The 16,832-nt window shown below is 63.3% G+C and carries 16 protein-coding genes; 13 read left to right on the top strand and 3 right to left on the bottom strand.

The genetic code is table 11. The annotated features are described in order from the left end of the window. Nucleotides 1–82 precede the first annotated feature (82 nt). Both AB5Y98_RS04130 and AB5Y98_RS04125 read left to right on the top strand, forming a co-directional pair. A complete protein-coding gene (locus AB5Y98_RS04130) occupies nt 83–742 on the top strand; it encodes a DUF2057 domain-containing protein (protein WP_010633503.1) in 660 nt (219 codons plus the stop codon). 90 nt (nt 743–832) lie between these two features. Beyond that, a complete protein-coding gene (locus tag AB5Y98_RS04125) occupies nt 833–1,729 on the top strand; it encodes a histone deacetylase (RefSeq protein WP_252601154.1) in 897 nt (298 codons plus the stop codon). A 158-nt stretch (nt 1,730–1,887) separates the two neighbouring features. On the opposite strand, the gene AB5Y98_RS04120 is transcribed toward AB5Y98_RS04125, so the two are convergent. Together AB5Y98_RS04120 and ylqF are read right to left on the bottom strand one after the other, a co-directional pair. Then, on the bottom strand, nt 1,888–3,036 hold the full coding sequence (locus AB5Y98_RS04120) for an MFS transporter (RefSeq protein ID WP_017778538.1): 1,149 nt from the start codon (nt 3,034–3,036) through the stop codon (nt 1,888–1,890). Between the two features lie 282 nt (nt 3,037–3,318). Next, the gene (ylqF, locus tag AB5Y98_RS04115) at nt 3,319–4,269 is read right to left on the bottom strand and encodes a ribosome biogenesis GTPase YlqF (RefSeq protein WP_010633500.1); all 951 of its coding nucleotides are present in this window, start codon (nt 4,267–4,269) and stop codon (nt 3,319–3,321) included. A gap of 332 nt (nt 4,270–4,601) precedes the next feature. On the opposite strand from ylqF, the gene AB5Y98_RS04110 reads away from it, so the two are divergent. The 11 genes from AB5Y98_RS04110 (at nt 4,602) to AB5Y98_RS04060 (ending at nt 16,280) form a co-directional block, all read left to right on the top strand. Then, complete coding sequence (locus AB5Y98_RS04110) at nt 4,602–5,993, top strand: alkaline phosphatase (RefSeq protein WP_024942425.1); 1,392 nt, start codon at nt 4,602–4,604, stop codon at nt 5,991–5,993. An 11-nt stretch (nt 5,994–6,004) separates the two neighbouring features. After that, nucleotides 6,005–7,399 carry an alkaline phosphatase gene (locus AB5Y98_RS04105; RefSeq protein WP_368160698.1) on the top strand — a complete coding sequence of 465 codons (1,395 nt, stop codon included), beginning with the start codon at nt 6,005–6,007 and terminating at the stop codon, nt 7,397–7,399. 50 nt (nt 7,400–7,449) lie between these two features. After that, on the top strand, nt 7,450–8,133 hold the full coding sequence (locus AB5Y98_RS04100; RefSeq protein WP_042008461.1) for a hypothetical protein: 684 nt from the start codon (nt 7,450–7,452) through the stop codon (nt 8,131–8,133). Between the two features lie 80 nt (nt 8,134–8,213). Continuing rightward, the gene (locus tag AB5Y98_RS04095) at nt 8,214–8,948 is read left to right on the top strand and encodes an ABC transporter substrate-binding protein (RefSeq protein ID WP_042008463.1); all 735 of its coding nucleotides are present in this window, start codon (nt 8,214–8,216) and stop codon (nt 8,946–8,948) included. A gap of 231 nt (nt 8,949–9,179) precedes the next feature. After that, nucleotides 9,180–9,575 (top strand): nucleoside diphosphate kinase regulator, encoded by a 396-nt coding sequence (rnk, locus tag AB5Y98_RS04090; protein WP_005302721.1) that lies wholly within the window; start codon nt 9,180–9,182, stop codon nt 9,573–9,575. 188 nt (nt 9,576–9,763) lie between these two features. Continuing rightward, nucleotides 9,764–10,354, top strand: a complete 591-nt coding sequence (gene uhpA / locus AB5Y98_RS04085) for a transcriptional regulator UhpA (protein WP_005302722.1) — start codon at nt 9,764–9,766, stop codon at nt 10,352–10,354. After that, nucleotides 10,351–11,871 (top strand): signal transduction histidine-protein kinase/phosphatase UhpB, encoded by a 1,521-nt coding sequence (gene uhpB / locus AB5Y98_RS04080; protein ID WP_368231384.1) that lies wholly within the window; start codon nt 10,351–10,353, stop codon nt 11,869–11,871. Before uhpA ends, uhpB begins: the two co-directional genes overlap by 4 nt. Nucleotides 11,872–11,898: 27 nt before the next feature. Then, nucleotides 11,899–13,227, top strand: a complete 1,329-nt coding sequence (locus tag AB5Y98_RS04075; protein ID WP_368231383.1) for an MFS transporter — start codon at nt 11,899–11,901, stop codon at nt 13,225–13,227. Nucleotides 13,228–13,714: 487 nt separating this feature from the next. Then, nucleotides 13,715–14,503 (top strand): transporter substrate-binding domain-containing protein, encoded by a 789-nt coding sequence (locus tag AB5Y98_RS04070; RefSeq protein ID WP_019838861.1) that lies wholly within the window; start codon nt 13,715–13,717, stop codon nt 14,501–14,503. Between the two features lie 90 nt (nt 14,504–14,593). Continuing rightward, nucleotides 14,594–15,553, top strand: coding sequence for an amino acid ABC transporter permease (locus AB5Y98_RS04065; protein ID WP_041203158.1), 960 nt, complete (start codon nt 14,594–14,596; stop codon nt 15,551–15,553). Further along, nucleotides 15,537–16,280 (top strand): amino acid ABC transporter ATP-binding protein, encoded by a 744-nt coding sequence (locus AB5Y98_RS04060; RefSeq protein ID WP_017782344.1) that lies wholly within the window; start codon nt 15,537–15,539, stop codon nt 16,278–16,280. The genes AB5Y98_RS04065 and AB5Y98_RS04060 overlap by 17 nt, the downstream gene beginning before the upstream one ends. Nucleotides 16,281–16,349: 69 nt before the next feature. On the opposite strand, the gene AB5Y98_RS04055 is transcribed toward AB5Y98_RS04060, so the two are convergent. Next, nucleotides 16,350–16,811, bottom strand: a complete 462-nt coding sequence (locus tag AB5Y98_RS04055) for a DUF2059 domain-containing protein (RefSeq protein ID WP_211052055.1) — start codon at nt 16,809–16,811, stop codon at nt 16,350–16,352. Between the last annotated feature and the right edge of the window lie 21 nt (nt 16,812–16,832).

Raw genomic sequence — 16,832 nt, 5'->3', positions numbered from 1 at the left:
CCTATTGCCGCCCTCTGGCAAACCTGCAAAAATGAGCCCCTGTTTTTCAGTGGGCACTCGCCTGACTGTTCAAGGAGATGAAATGAAACTGACTGTTCTGGTGCCAGCCCTGGCTGGTCTGTTGTGGGCAGGTAGTGCCCTGGCCGATGCCCAACTGGAAGTGAACAACCCCTATGTGGTGCAGCTGATCGATGGCCAATCCATCAATCCCAAACTGCTCGACAAGACGAGTACCTATCCTATCAAAGCCGGCAAGCACCAACTGGTCGTCGCCTTCGAAGGCAACTACTCCAGCCGCAGCGACACCAAGCTGGTCACCGCCGAGCCGCTGGTGATCAACTTCACCGCCGCCGACAACCAGAAACTGGTGCTGGACTACAAGAAGCCGCGCAACGAATCCGAAGCCAACCAGTTCGTCAAGGAACAGAAAGTCGCGCTGAAAGACAAGAGCAGCGGCCAGGTCGTCACCACCGAGCAGTTCGTGCTGCCGAAGGTGGAAGGCTTCCAGCTGACCCGTGACTATCAGCAGGAGCTGATCAACATGGGCAAGGCGTTCAACCAGCCCAAGACTGTCGCCGTCTCCACCGCTGCCGTCATGGCCGCCAACAGCGCCCCGGTTCAGGTCGCCCCGAGCAAGGCCCAGAGCAATCCGGAAGCCCTGACACAGCTGCAAAACTGGTACAACAAGGCCGATGCGGAGACCCGCAAAGCCTTCCAGATCTGGGTGATCCAGCAGCAGTAATTGCATCTGTTCGTCCCGAATTATCGGGCATGACAAGGGGAGCCTGGCTCCCCTTTTTCATATCTGCCTATTTGCCAAGGCCCAGCCTTCATGTCACTGCGCATCTTCCATCATCCCCTCTACTCCGCCCTGACCCTGCCAGAGCGCCATCGCTTTCCGCTGGCCAAATACCAGGCGCTGTTCGAACATCTGGGAAACCTGGGTTATCCGCTGGCAGAGGCCGCGCCCGCCAGTCGCACCCAGATAGAGAGAGTGCACGATGCGGCCTATGTGGGCGCGGCCCTCACCGGCACCCTGGATGCGGGCGCCATTCGCCAGCTGGGGTTTCCCTGGTCCCCCGTGCTGATTGAACGTACCCTGCGCTCGGTGGGGGCCACCCTTGCCGCCAGCCGACACGCCCTCGTGCAAGGCTGCGGCCTGCAGATCTCCGGTGGCTATCACCACGCCCACCGGGACGTTGGCAGCGGCTTTTGCCTGTTCAACGATCTGGTTATCGCCGCCCAGACCTGTCTGGACGAAGGACGCTGCGAACAGGTATTGATCGTCGATCTCGATGTCCATCAGGGGGATGGCAGCGCCGCCCTGTGCCAGGGTCGGCGCGACATCATCACCCTCTCCCTGCACGGAGAGCACAACTTTCCCCGCCACAAGCCCGCCTCCCACATGGATTTCCCCCTGCCAAGCGGCATGGAGGACGATGCCTACCTCAGCACGCTGGCAGAGGCGCTCAATCTGGCGCTGCGGCTCTACGCCCCCGATCTCATCCTCTATCAGGCCGGCGTGGACGTGCATCATGCCGACGAACTCGGCTATCTCGCATTAAGTGATGAGGGGGTGCGCCAGCGCGATGCCATGGTCTTTGACTGCGCACAACGGCACGGGCTGCCCATTGCCGCCGTACCGGGCGGCGGCTACCGGCGTGACTGGCAACAGCTGATCCCGCTGCATATGTCCTTGTTTGAAGAGGCGAACAGGCGCTACGGCTAGCCGTTTATCTCTTCGTTAATCTCTCCTCTCCATGAATATCTAACTGGCTACCGTTGCAGACAGCAAGAAGGCGGCCCTGGGGCCGCCTCTGCTTTATATGGCGTACCATCCAGCCCCCTATCGGGAAGCGAGGATGGTGCCCTGCCGCCGACCACAGTTCAGGCGTGGGCCACCGGTGTCGAGTGTTTCCCCATGGGGCGCAGCAGCATCAGCAGATAGAGCAAGGCCACGCCGGCGATCATGATGAACAGCAGGTTGTCCGAAAGGTGCTGCATCAGGAGTGCGGTATAGGCCGGACCAAGCAGACTGCCGATGGTGTAGCTCAGCAGCAGCGCCTGGTTCATGGCCACCAGCTGATGGTGCTCGACCTTCTCGCAGGCCCACGCCATGGCCACCGGATAGAGGGTAAACCCGGCGGCGCCCAAGATGAACAGCGCCGGCCCCATCGCCACGCCGCCGAGCATGGCCCCGCACCCCAGGATCACCACCAGCACCTGCACCCGCAGCACCGGCAGACGGCCGAACCTGTCCGCCAGCCGACCCACCGGCCACTGCCCCAGGATGCCGGCACTCACCATCACCGCCATCCAGTAACCAATGCCGGCATCGCTCACCCCCTGATGGTTCAGATAGAGCGGCATCAGGCCGTAGAGCGACCCCAGCACGATGCCGGAGATGATGCAGCCATCGACCCCGAGCCGTGCCTGACGCAGCCGCAACATGGACCAGACCCGGGTTGAGCCCTGCGCTTCGCTGCGCTCACTGACGATGCGGGTGAACAACAGCGGCAGGATAGCCGCCAGGATCAGCCCACTCGCCCAGGGCAGTACCTCCATCAGGCCGGTCGGCAACTTGCTGACCAAGAGCTGGCCGAGCACAGTGCCCAGGTAGTAGACCATCATGTAGGCGGCCAGCAGACGGCCCCGATTGTGCGCGTTGCCGCTGCACATCAGCGCGCTCTCCACCACCACCCAGATCATGGCGCACCCGATACCGGCGATAAATCGCCAGCCGAGCCAGCTCCAGAAATCAAGGGTAATGCCGAGCCCGACACAACCGGCGGCAAAGAGGGCGGAGGCCAGGTAATAGCTGCGGTTGAAGCCGCAGCGCCTGATCAAGGTGCCCGCCAGCAGGGTGCCCAGCAGGTTGCCGCTGAAATAGGAGGAACCGACCATGCCCACCTGCCAGGTCGGCAGCTGTTCATGGGCAAGCCAGAGCGGTACCAGGGTATTGAGTACCGCGATGGAGAGGGTCAGCAGCAACAGGCCACAGAGCAATAACAGCACTGGCCGGGTGTATATGGTCATGGGTAAAACCGTGAGGAGAGTCAAAATGCGAGCGCATCATGCCACCGCCAATGCCATTGTCAATCGGCACTGAAAGCAGGATCGCAAGGTTTTATCGAATGCTGCTGGTGCGGTGCAGCACGGCACCGTTCGGCGCCTGGCTTATCCCCTTGATTCACGGACTCTTTGGCCATGATGACGGGCAGATGCCGGTTGCCTGTCGGCCTCCCCCTCACTCCAGGACGCCATAACGAGAAGAGGCGACCCCGGGTCGCCTCTTCTTTATACCTGGCACAACGCCGGTCAGCGCTGACGCTTCTTGGCGTACTTGCGGCGGGCCCGCGCCTGGCGCTCCTCTTCCCGCTCCGCCTTCTCCTTGGCCTTCTGTTCGGCCTCGGCATCGGCCTCCACAATCTCGCTGCTCACCATCTGCGGGGTCTCCAGCGAGATGCGGCCCAGCAGGCCAGAGCGGAACTCGTTGACCAGGATCTCGGACGCCTTGTGCAGATCCGACAGCCCCCCCTTGCGCATGAAGCCGCGCTGACGGGCAATCAGATCCAGCAGTTCGATCTCGGTCTCGGGCAGCGCGTCAATCTGATAGCGCGCCTGGATCCGCTCCGGATAGGCCTTGAGGAAGTAGTCCGCGGCGAACATGGCGATGTCCGCGTAGTCATAGACGGTGTCCTTGATGGCGGCCGTGATGGCCAGCCGATAGCCGCAGGAGGGCGGGTTGAGTTTGGGCCACAAGAAGCCAGGGGTGTCGGTCAGGATGACGTTGTTGTCGAGCTTGATCCGCTGCTGGGACTTGGTCACCCCCGCCTCGTTGCCGGTGCGGGCTATGATGCGCCCCGCCAGGGTGTTGATCAGGGTCGATTTGCCCACGTTGGGAATGCCCATGATCATGGCGCGCACGCCGCGCAGCTCCAGATTGCGCTCCGGCAGCATCTCGTGGCAGAGGGTCAGCAACTGCTTGATCTTCTCCGGCTCCTGCTGGGTCAGGGGCAGTGCCTTGATCCCCTTCTCCTGTTCCATGTGGGCCACCCACAGCGCGGTGATCTCGGGGTCGGCGAGATCCGCCTTGTTGAGCACCTTGATCACCGGAGTATCGCCGCGCAGCTCGGGCACCAGCGGGTTTTCGCTGGAGAAGGGGATGCGGGCGTCGAGCATCTCTATGATGACATCGACCTGGGGCATGACCTCGGCAATCTCTTTGCGGGCCTTGTGCATGTGGCCGGGGAACCAGTTGATGGACATATCCGTTACTCTCATCTAGGGACTGCGGGCGCGGGCTTGCGGTGGCGCGAGCGGCGGGCGATGGCGGACGCAGGGCGTCGCAAGGGGGCGCATTTTACCTGCACCCGCCCCGATTTGACAGGCCATTCTAGCCGCCAGCCGGCAAACCGGCCAGATTTTCGCCAGCCCCCTCCCCTCGTCAGCTGATGTGACCGGCCCCGGCTATTGATAGATAAGTGATTGATACAACATAACATTCACGCAACACCTTCATCGGATTGTCATCCAGTTTCACTAAAAGTGTCATCTGCGACCTCTAGGCTGCGCTCAGGTTTTACAAGGAGCGAACCCCAATGAGAAAGATGGCAGGACTTGCATTGATGATCGGCGCCGCCCTGGCCGCCGGCTGCAACTCCAACAACGACAGCAGTGCGCCAGAGCCCGGTGCCAAGAACGTGATCTTCTTCCTCGGCGACGGCATGGGTCTCAACACCCTGACCGCCGCCCGCATCTACGGCGTCGGTGAAGAGGGCAGCCTCACCATCGATACCCTGCCGGAGACGGCCTTCATCAAGACCTTCTCCCACGACGCCCAGGTGACCGACTCGGCCCCCTCCATGTCCGCCTACATGACCGGGGTCAAGAGCAACAACGGTGTCATCAGCATGGACGGCGATGCCACCCAGGAGAACGACTGCAGCAAGAGCGCCGGCAAGCCGGTCACCACCTTGCTGGAGCTGGCCAAGGCCGCCGGCCGCGGCACCGGCGTGGTCACCACCACCCGGGTGACCCACGCCACCCCGGCCGCCACCTATGCCCACCTCTGCAACCGGGATCTGGAAGCGGACATCGCCGCCCAGCTGGTACCTGGCGGCGCCGGTTACAACAGCGCTCTCAAAGAGGGTGTGGACGTGGTACTCGGCGGCGGCAGCAGCTTCTTCCTGCCCAAGGCCGACAAGGGCAAGCGCGAGGATGGCCGCAACCTCATCGACGAGATGAAGGCCAAGGGCTATCAGTTTGCCGCAACCCTGGACGAGCTGAACCAGGCCGATGCGAGCAAGCCGCTGCTGGGGCTGTTTGGCTCAAGCCACATGAAATATGACCTGGACCGACCCGCCAGCGAGCCCTCCCTGACCCAGATGACCCTGGCCGCCATCAAGCAGCTCAAGGACAAGAAACAGGGCTACTTCCTGATGGTGGAAGGGGGGCGCATCGACCATGCCCTGCACGACACCAACGCCAAGCGTGCCCTGCAGGACACCCTCGCCTTCGACAACGCCATCAAGGCGACCATCGACGAGGTGAAGAAAACCGATCCCGAGCTGAAAAACACCCTGATCGTGGTCACCGCCGACCATGACCACACGCTGGTGCTGAACGGCTACGCCAAGCGGACCGGCAAGACCACCGCCGACAATCCCGGCGTACTCGGGCTGGTGAAGAACTATGAAACCGGTGAGCCGAGCAAGGATGCCGACGGCATGCCCTACACCATCATCGGCTTTGGCAACGGCTACAACCGGGTGGATGGTCCGCGCAGCAGCGTGGCACCGCTGGACGACGCCACCGTCTCCGCCAACGACTATCACCAGGAGGTGGTGGTCAAGGTAGGCGAGATAGGTAACGAGACCCACGGCGGCACCGACGTCTTCCTCGGCGCCATCGGCCAGGGAGCGGAGAGCTTCCACGGCTCACTCGACAACACCGCCGTGTTCGGCAAGGTCAAGGCTGCGGCCGGGCTGTAAGGAGCATTCCCATGAAAAGCGCCATGAAACAAAAACTGCATAAAACCCTCATCAGCACGGCTCTGCTGGCCGCCCTCGGCGGCGCGGCCCAGGCACAGGCCAGCGACGCCAAAAACGTCATCCTGTTTATCGGTGACGGCATGGGCCCCACCGTGCTCACCGCCACCCGCCTCTACAAGGTGGGGGAAGAGGGCAATCTGGAGATAATGAAGCTGGCCCGCAGCGCCCGCATCAAGACCTTCTCCAACGACGCCCAGACCACCGACTCGGCCCCCTCCATGGCGGCCTACACCACCGGGGTCAAGATGAACAACGAGGTGATCGCCATGAGCAGCGACACCAAGGCCGTCGCGCCGTCCAAGGACGTCAACGGCAACAAGGGTATCAACAACTGCACCAGCGACAACGGCAAGCCGGTGCCCACCATTCTCGAACTGGCCAAGGCGGCCGGCAAGTCGGTGGGAGCCGTCACCACCACCGAGCTGACCCATGCCACCCCGGCCGCCACCTACTCCCACATCTGCCACCGGGACGCCGCCTACGCCATCGCCGAGCAGGCGGTACCGGGCGGTGCCGGCTTCAACACCGCGCTGGGGGATGGGGTCGACGTGCTGATGGGAGGCGGCGCCAACCACTGGACGCCCTACAACAGCACCAGCAACAAGGGTGGTCGCGCCGACGGGCGGGATCTCACCGCCGAGCTGACTGCCCAGGGCTACCACTACGTCACCACCAAAGATGAGCTCTCTGGCGTCAACTCGGGCAAGGTGCTTGGGCTGTTCAGCGCCAAGTCCCACCTCGACTACGAGCTGGACCGGGTCGCCAAGGGGGCGGCAAGCACCCAGCCCTCCCTCTCTGAGATGACCGCCAAGGCGATCGATCTGCTCAGCCAGAACAGTCAGGGTTACTTCCTGATGGTGGAAGGGGGTCGCATCGATCACGCCCTGCACGGCACCAATGCCAAGCGCTCGCTCACCGACGCGGTGGCGCTCGACGAGGCGGTCAAGACGGCGCTCGGCAAGGTGGATCTGAAAGATACCCTGATCGTGGTCACCGCCGACCATGACCACACCATGACCATCAACGGCTACTCCGCCAAGGGCAACAAGGTGCTGGATCTGGTGAAAAACGGCGACGGCTCGACCCAGAACGACGTGGATGGCAAGCCGTTCACTACCCTGGTGTTCGGCAACGGCCCCAACCGCGCCGACGTGCGCCCCACCCTCACCAGCGATCAGGTGATGGCGGACGACTACCTGCAAGAGACCGGGGTCAAGCTGGGCTCCGAGACTCACGGCGGCGGCGATGTGATGCTGTTTGCCGACGGCGCCGGCAGCAGCCGCTTCAAGGGAACCCTCGACAACACCAAGGTGTTCGGCAAGCTCAAGGAGGCGCTCGGTCTGTAAACGGCAGGGCCCGGCCAGGTGCCGGGCCCTGCTCGCTCGAGCGAGACGGCATGATGCGATATTTATTACCCTTGTGGCTGCTCACCAGCAGCCTCTCTTTTTCCCTCCTTGCCGATGAAGTCCCCGATCTGGCTGCCCGCATCCGCTATCAGGACAGGGTGACCAGCAGCGATGGCATCAGCAAGGAGAGTCAGTGGCAGGAGAAGTGGCTGCGGGTCGGCGATCAGGTGTGGAGCCAGCGGCTCATTCCCCTCCCCCTGGCCCGTGCCTACCACGCCGCCCACGATGCCACCCCGGGCCACAAGCACTTTACCCACCAGATGGCAGCGCGCTGGGTGACCCGCAACCAGCAGGATGAGTTGCAGCTGCGCTACGCCGACAACTGGCACAACCAGCTGGTGGAGGTACCGGAGGAGGAGTATGGCCAGGTGGCCTTCAAGCCCGACTGGCCCAGGATCCGCCACCTCATCAACCCGGCCCTGCTGCAGGAGATGACCCCCCTCGACGAGCCGGCTCCCGAGCAGGCCCGCTGGTATGAGAAGCGCGAGGGCAAGCAGCGCACCCGCATCCTCTGGTCGAGCCGCTGGCAGCTGCCGCTGGTGGTGGAGTCGGCGAGTCTCGACGGCTATCGCAGCTACCGGATGGAGGTGACCCTCAAACCCCTGCCCAAAGCCCTGCCCTGGCAGCAGCTGGAGGGCTACCAGACTCTGGATCTGCGAGATTTCTTCGACTGACGGGACGCCCCGAACAGGGTGGGCTGACTTGTGCCGACGGGGTGGTACACTCTGTGTACTCATCCCGGATCAGGTCTGCCATGCGAATTTCCGCTCTCCTGCTGCTGTTTTGCTCCCTGCTTTTTTCCGCCCTGCCGGCCCGGGCCGTGGTGGTCATCGCCGCCGAGATCCCCCCTTATGTGATCCGCTCCAATCAGGGCGCCCCGAGCGGCATGGTCATCGAGGTGCTGGAAGAGGCCGCCCGCCGGCTCAAGGAGCCGCTCACCATCGAGCTGATGCCGCTGGCCCGCGCCCTCAGCCAGGCCCGTTATCGCCGGAATGTCTTGCTGGTGCCGCCGGTGCGCAGCCCCCAGCGCGACCCTCAGTTTCTCTGGATTGCCCCCCTGATGGACGAGGCCTTCGTGCTGGTCAGCCATCGCCAGTACCACCCGACCCCCCTCACCATCAATGCCCTGCCCGGCCTCACCGTCGGCGTGATGCGCGGCTCCTTTGGCCAGAGCCTGCTGCGACCCTATCCGCAGGTGAAACAGGCACTGGTGGCCGAGGAGATCCACAATGCCGACAAGCTGGCACTCGGCCGCATCCAGGGCTGGGCGGTGGCTTGGAACAGCGCCCGCTACAACCAGCAGCAGGCCGGCCTGCCGGTGGCGGATCTGGTGCGCGGCGAAACCCTGCAACACTCTCCCCTGTACCTGGCTGCCAGCCCCCATTTTCCAACCGCCGAGGCGACCCGCTGGTACCAGACCATCACCGCCATGCGCGACGACGGCAGCCTGGCGCGCATCATCAAGCAGTACGATTACCAGGCGCCCTGACAAGCTTGTCAGGAGAATTGCCAAAGCAGTTCAGAATGGTTATGGTATCCCCATGAAAGCGCTCATGATTTTGTCAAGTCTGCTCACACCCCGTTGAGCCCCCGCCCTCGCCCCTGACAGCGAGTCGTTGGGGGCATCGCATTCCCGATCTGTTTTTTCGTATCGCACACTCTTTTTTCGGCCAGCTTGCCCGTCATCCTGGCCATCAGACCCATTGATAAGGAATATCTTATGAAACAGCCACATCTCGTGATTTCCAGCCTGGATCTCGATCGCATCGAGCAGCTGCTCGGCAACCATCCCCAGCACCTGGCCCTGCAGGAGGAGCTGGATCGCGCCGAGATCCGCGAACCGGCCGACATGCCGCCGGACGTGGTGACCATGAACAGCACGGTGCGCTTCAAGATGCAGAGCAGCGGCAACGAATTCTGCCTGACCCTGGTCTACCCGCGGGACGTACAGGGAGACGAGTCGAAGATCTCCGTGCTGGCCCCGGTCGGCAGTGCCCTGCTCGGGCTCAAGGTGGGTGACAGCATCGCCTGGCCGGGCCCGGCCGGTCGCACCATCCAGGTGGAGATCCTGGAGGTGGTCTACCAGCCGGAGCGTGCCGGCGAGCTGCACCGCTAGCCACCCCGGGCACGCGCCGGCCTGCATGACGGCGCCTGGCGTGCCCCTGCAGCTGATCCCGATCAAGCTTTGCCGCAGAAGTGGCGCCGATCCTGCCCTCCAGCCCCGCTTTCACTTGAGCCGGGGCGAGGGGGCAGGTATCTTGTTGGCCGCGCCAGCACCCTGGCCGCAGATTTCAGGCTGACATCATGATTAAGATTGCCCTCATCGACGATCACCAGATCGTCCGCTCCGGTTTTGCCCAACTGCTCAACCTCGAACCCGATCTGCGGGTGGTGGCCGAATTCGGCTCCGCCGCCGAGGCGCTGGCGGGGCTGCCCGGCAGCGGGGTACAGCTGTGCGTGTGCGACATCTCCATGCCGGATCAATCCGGGCTGGACCTGCTCAAGCGCCTCCCCTCGGGGCTGGCCGTGGTGATGCTGTCGGTGCACGACAGCCCGGCCCTCATCGAGCAGGCCCTGCAGGCCGGCGCCAAGGGGTTCCTCTCCAAGCGCTGCAGCCCGGACGAGCTGATCGCCGCGGTGCGCACCGCCGCCCATGGCGGCTGTTACCTCACCCCGGACATCGCCCAAAAGCTCGCCTGCAACAGCCAGGATCCCCTCACCAATCGGGAGCGGGAGGTGGCGCAGCTGCTGGCGCGGGGACTGGAGGTGAAGGCCATCGCCGAGCAGCTCGGCCTCTCCCCCAAGACGGTGCACGTGCACCGCGCCAACCTGATGGACAAGCTCAAGGTCAGCAACAACGTGGAGCTGGCCCACCGCATGCTGGACAGCTGGTGATCGCTCGTCTGGCCAGCTATGTCGCCATCTCGCTGGCGGCCTGCTTCATCTTTGCCGCCGGCTGGTTTTGCCTGTGGAGCATTGGCCTGCATCTGGCGGGCTCCCCCATGCTGGCAGCCCTGCTGTTCCCCTTCGGCCTGCGGCTGGGGCTGCTCTTGCAAAGCCCGCTCGCCTACTGGCCACCGCTGCTGCTGTGCGAATCCCTGCTGCTCTACTGGCTCAACCAGGAGGTGGGACTGCCGCTGTGGCCGCTCATTCAGGCGGGCAGCCTGCTCACCCTGCTGCCGCTGCTCATCGCCCGCCGCCAACCGGTGCGCAACGACTGGCAGCAGTTGCTGGTGCTGCTGGCCACCGTCACGGTGGCGGCCGGGCTGCAATCCCTGCTCTGGCATCTGGCCGGCGAGGATGGCCTCACCGCCCTGCTGCTCACCCTCACCGGCGGGCTGACCCTCACCTCCACCTGCATGCTGATCTGGCACTACCTCACCCGCGCCACCTGGGTGCCGCTCGGCCCTGCGCTGGTGGATCAACCGGTGGACTGGCGCTTTCGCCACCTGGTCTGGTATCTGCTGCTGTTCGTGCTGAGCCTCTGGCTGCAGCTCGGCCTGCCGGACTCGCTGGTGCGCTTCACCCCGTTTTGTCTGGCCATTCCCATCATCGCCATGGCCTGGCGCTACGGCTGGCAAGGGGCCCTGCTCGCCACCCTGATGAACACGGTGGCGCTGATGGCCGGCCAGGCCTGGCACGATCACCCCCTCGATCTGCTGCTCTCCCTGCTGGCCCAGAGCCTCACCGGCCTGCTGCTCGGCGCCGGCATCCAGCGCCAGCGCGAGCTCAACCAGGCGCTGACCCGCCAGCTCGCCCACAATCGCCAACTCACCGAACGGCTGCTGGAGACCGAAGAGAGCATCCGCAAAGAGGTGGCGCGCGAGCTGCACGACGACATCGGCCAGACCATCACCGCCATCCGCACCCAGGCCGGCATAGTGCGCCGCCTCGCCCCGGACAATGCCGGGGTCGGCCAGAGCAGCGCCCTTATCGAGACGCTGTCGCTGGGCATCTACGACGCGGTGCGCGGCCTGCTCGGCCGGCTGCGCCCCCGTCAGCTCGACGACATGAGCCTGGAGCAGGCGGTACGCGGCCTGCTGCGGGAGCTGGAGCTGGAGCGCCGCGGCATCGTCACCCGGCTTGAGTGGCAGCTGGCGGACGCCGGCCTCTCCGATGCCCAGCGGGTCACCCTGTTTCGGGTCTGTCAGGAGGGGCTCAACAACGTGGTGAAACACGCCAACGCCAGCTCGGTCACCATCCGGGCCCACCGCCAGGGCGAGCGACTGACTCTGCTGCTGGAAGACGATGGCTGCGGTCTGCCCGAACACCGCACGCCCCAGGGCTATGGCCTGCTCGGCATTCGCGAGCGGGTGCAGGCACTGGGGGGCTCGCTGCAACTCTCCTGCGTACACGGCACCCAGCTGACCGTGACCCTGCCCGGCCGCAAACGGGAGGAGAGTCATGAGTAACAGCCTGCTGCAGGGAAGGACCGCCTGATGCTCAGTTTCATGAGAAGCGCACCGCCCCAGCCCCTCATCCGCGATCAGGCCGAGATCGACGCCTGTTATCGCCACTGGCGGCTGCACATACTGCTGACCATGTATCTTGGCTATGCGGTGTTCTACTTCACCCGCAAGAGCTTCAACTTCGCCATGCCGGACATGCTGGCCAGCGGCATGCTGAACAAGGCCGACATCGGCATGCTGTGGACCCTGTTCTACATCACCTACGGCTGCTCCAAATTCTTCTCCGGCATCATCAGCGACCGCGCCAACCCACGCTACTTCATGGGCCTCGGGTTGATGGCGACCGGGGTCATCAACATACTGTTCGGGCTCTCGTCGTCGCTGTGGCTGTTCGCCGCCCTCTGGGTGACCAACGCTTTCTTCCAGGGCTGGGGCTGGCCCCCCTGCTCCAAGCTGCTCACCAGCTGGTACTCACGCAGCGAGCGCGGCTTCTGGTGGTCGGCCTGGAACACGGCCCACAACGTGGGTGGCGCACTCATTCCCCTCATCGTCAGCACCCTCGCCCTGCAGCACAGCTGGCGCTACGGCATGATAGTGCCCGGCCTGATCGCCATCCTGGCGGGGTTGTTCCTCTGCTGGCGACTGCGGGATACCCCAAGCGCCATGGGACTGCCCACGGTGGGCGAGTGGCGAAACGATGCCATGGAGCTGGCCCAGCAGACCCAGGATGCCGGCCTCTCCCATCGCCAGATCCTGCGCAAATACGTGATCGGCAACCCCTATATCTGGTTGCTGGCCTGCTGCTACGTACTGGTCTACGTGGTGCGCACCGCCATCAACGACTGGGGCAACCTCTACATGACCGAGCAGCGCGGCTTCAATCTGATGAGCGCCAACTCGGCCATCTCCATGTTCGAGGTGGGGGGCTTTATCGGTGCCCTGGTGGCGGGCTGGGGATCGGACAAGCTGTTCAACGGCAACCGCGGGCCCATGAACCTCATCTTCGCGGTGGGGATATTGCTCTCGGTGGGATCGCTGTGGCTGATGCCCTTCTTCAGTTACGTGATGCAGGCGGCCTGTTTCTTCACCATCGGCTTCTTCGTGTTCGGCCCCCAGATGCTGATCGGCATGGCAGCGGCGGAGTGCTCCCACAAGAACTCGGCGGGGGCCGCCACCGGCTTCGTCGGCCTGTTCGCCTACATGGGGGCGGCGCTGTCGGGCTATCCGCTGGCCAAGGTGATGGAGATCTGGCACTGGCAGGGCTTCTTCGTGGTGATCTCGGTGGCGGCCGGCGTCTCCGCCCTGTTGCTGCTCCCCTTCCTCAAGGCGCAGGCCCCCCGCCCTCGCGAGACGGCCTGACTCACCCCGGCCGGCAGGCCTCTTGCCCCCCCCCCCTTGATTTGCTCGCAGGTGCCGTCGGTCTGCGCCTGCCACCCACACCTCTCTGCCAACTCCCTTTACCACTTATGTGAAGCTGATTGTGGGCGCACGCCATCCGGCTGAGCAGCAATTGGCACTGCTGACGGCGGGTCCCCTTGTAACAAAATGTGCTGAATACATTTTGGGCTTGAACCCGCCCCATTAGATAGATATGTTGTTTTCGTGTGATTTTATGAGTGTCGCCACGGGGAAAATGCGCCACTAACCTATTGAGTCATCTGGCACAATCGGCATTTGGTACATTTTTCACTCAGCTGGTGGCGAATAGAATCCCATATGGGGCTTTCGCCTCAATCAAGACAATAATCCTGTCTTGCCCTGTTGCCGGATGCAGCAGTCTCTTGTGCCACGGAGTCGCACGGGATCAGGTTCAAGGCTGAACACACTTTTGACAGAGACGTCACTTATGATCAAAAAACTCATTCTCTCTACCCTGCTGCTGTGCGGGCTGGCCAACGCGGCCCCCAGTTCCACCCTGGATGCCGTACTGGAGCGCGGCGTGCTGCGGGTCGGTTTCGACGCTGGCTATCAACCCTTCGAGATGACCAACAAGCAGGGCCAGTACATCGGCTTTGACGTGGATCTGGCCAAGATGGTCGCCAAGGAGATGGGCGTGAAGGTGGAGTTCGTCAACACCGCCTGGGATGGCATCATCCCCGCGCTCTTGACCGACAAGTTCGACGTCATCATGGGCGGCATGACCGTCACTCCCCAACGCAACCTGCGCGTCAACTTCGCCGACCCCTACATCGTGGTCGGGCAGACCATCGTCCTGCGCAAGGACAAGGCTGGCGAGATCAAGTCCTTCACCGACCTCAACGACCCCAAATACAAGATTGCGGTCAAGCTCGGCACCACCGGCGAGCAGGCGGTCAAGCGTCTGATCCCCAAAGCCACCCTGCTGCAGTTTGAAACCCAGGATGACGCCAAGCTGGAAGTGATCAACGGCAAGGTCGACGCCTTCGTCTACGACCTGCCCTACAACGCCATCTTCGCCACCCAGAACAAGGGCGCCGTGGTGCATCTGGACAAGCCGTTCACCTTCGAACCGCTGGCCTGGGCCATCCGCAAGGGGGATCAGGACACCCTCAACTGGTTCAACAACTACCTGCGCCAGATCAAGGGCGACGGCAGCTACGACCGCCTCTACAAGAAGTGGTTCGAATCCACCGCCTGGCTTGATCAGCTCAAGTAACCTCGCAAGGGGCGGCCCGCCGCCCCTTCACGCAGATCCCCACACAATAACTACAACGAGGTTGCGACAGTGCACAACCCAACAAGACAGATGGAAAAACAACCCAATCAACTGCTCTGGCACGGCGTCTTCCTGCTGATCGTGCTGGCCGCCTTGTTCGGCATCTACAAGGCCGTGCAATCGGTGGATTACACCTGGCGCTGGGAGCGGATCCCCCAATACATCGCCTACCAGGCGGAGCAGAAAAATTACGCCGAGTTCGACGGCACCGTGGTCGCCGGCACCACCGAGGCCGACAAGGGCAAGCTGTTCCTGCAAAACGATCTCGATCCCAACCAGCGTCAGCCCATCGCCGTCAGCGGTGGTCAGGTGGCGCAGGGGGATACCGTCTTTCGCGGCGACACCCTCGACACCCAGCTGAGCTGGACCGCCGGCCCCATCGCCTGGGGCGTCTGGATGACCATCAAGCTCTCGCTGGTAGCGGGCATCTTTGCCATCCTGCTCGGCACCCTGGCGGGGCTGGCACGGCTCTCCCCCAATCCGGCCCTGCGCAACCTGGCGATCACCTATGTGGAGCTCATCCGCGGCACCCCGCTGCTGGTACAGATCTTCATCGTCTACTTCTTTATCGGCACTGTACTCAATCTGGATCGCTTCACCGCCGGGGTGGCGGCACTGGCGGTCTTCACCGGCGCCTACGTGGCGGAAATCGTGCGGGCCGGCATCAGCTCCATCCACAAGGGGCAGATGGAAGCGGGTCGCAGCCTTGGCATGACCTCGGCCCAGACCATGCGCTACGTGATCCTGCCGCAGGCCTTCAAGCGAGTACTGCCGCCGCTGGCGGGCCAGTTCATCAACCTGATCAAGGACTCCTCGCTGGTCTCGGTCATCTCCATCACCGATCTCACCAAGGCGGGACGGGAGGTGGTGAGCTCCACCTTCAGCCCGTTCGAGGTGTGGTTCACCGTGGCCCTGCTCTATCTGGTGCTGACCGGCACTCTCTCCTTCCTTGTACGCCGTCTGGAGGTGAAATATGCGCGCAGCAACTGATCCGATTATCAAGGCAAGCTCAGTGGAGAAGTTCTACGGCAGCGAGGTGCACGCCCTGAAAAACGTCAGCACCCAGGTGGCCGAAGGGGAAGTGGTGGTCATCGTCGGCCCCAGCGGCTCGGGCAAATCCACCTTCCTGCGCACTCTCAACCAACTGGAGACCATCAACGATGGCAATATCGTGGTGGATGGCATCAGTCTCACCGAGCCCGGCGACGTCAACAAGCTGCGAGAAGAGGTGGGCATGGTGTTCCAGTCTTTCAACCTCTTCCCCCATCTGAGCGTGCTGGACAACATCTGCCTTGCACCGCAAAAGGTGCGCGGGCTGTCGCGCAAGGACGCCGAGGACAGAGCCAAAGCCCTGCTGCTCAAGGTGGGGCTCTCCAACAAGGCTCAGAGCTACCCCTCCCAGCTCTCCGGCGGCCAGCAGCAGCGGGTGGCCATCGCCCGGGCACTCGCCATGCAGCCGCGCATCATGTTGTTTGACGAGCCCACCAGCGCACTCGACCCCGAGATGGTGGGCGAGGTGCTGGACGTGATGAAGGGGCTGGCCCGCGAGGGGATGACCATGGTGGTGGTTACCCACGAGATGGGCTTTGCCCGGGAAGTGGCGGATCGGGTGCTGTTCATGGAGAGCGGCGAGCTGCTGGTGGACGAGAAGCCGGCGGACTTTTTCGACAATCCCCCCTCCCCGCGCCTGCGCCAGTTCCTGAGCCAGGTGCTCTAAGGGATAACGCACAAAAAGAAAGAGGGAGCCCATGGCTCCCTCTTTGCGTTGATGCCCTGCCGACAATATCTATTTTGCCTCGTTGCGCTTTGCTTCATCCAGCATGGTTTGCAGTGCCGGCATGTTGCGCTCGGCCAGGGATTTACCTACCAGCGAGCTCTCCTGAAAGATGGCGGGCATGGTATCCAGGGATTTCTTCCCGACCGGGCTCTGATAGAAGGCGATCAGATCCTTGAGCTCAGCTTCGGTGAAATGTTTGCGGTAGATGGCGGCCACCTCGGCACTCATGGCCGGCCAGGAGAGATAACGGGCAAACCAGGCCTCCAGTACATCGCGGTGCTGGGCCAGCTCCTGTGCATGTTCACCGGCGCCCCGAATGATCAGCGGAATCATCTGTGCCTGCATCTGAGCCTGCAGCTGCTCCGCCTGCTGCTCGCTGTTGAGCAGACTGACCAGCTCCTGAGCGGGATCGGCCCACACTCCGCCACTCCACAACAGGGCGATCACAGCCCCTCTCTTCACCCACTGCATAACTGCCTCATCAACCATTTG

Source organism: Aeromonas sp. s3 (genome assembly GCF_040907805.1).
In the GTDB taxonomy this organism is placed as follows: Bacteria; Pseudomonadota; Gammaproteobacteria; order Enterobacterales; family Aeromonadaceae; genus Aeromonas; species Aeromonas dhakensis.
This window is presented reverse-complemented; position numbering and strand designations above follow the sequence as displayed.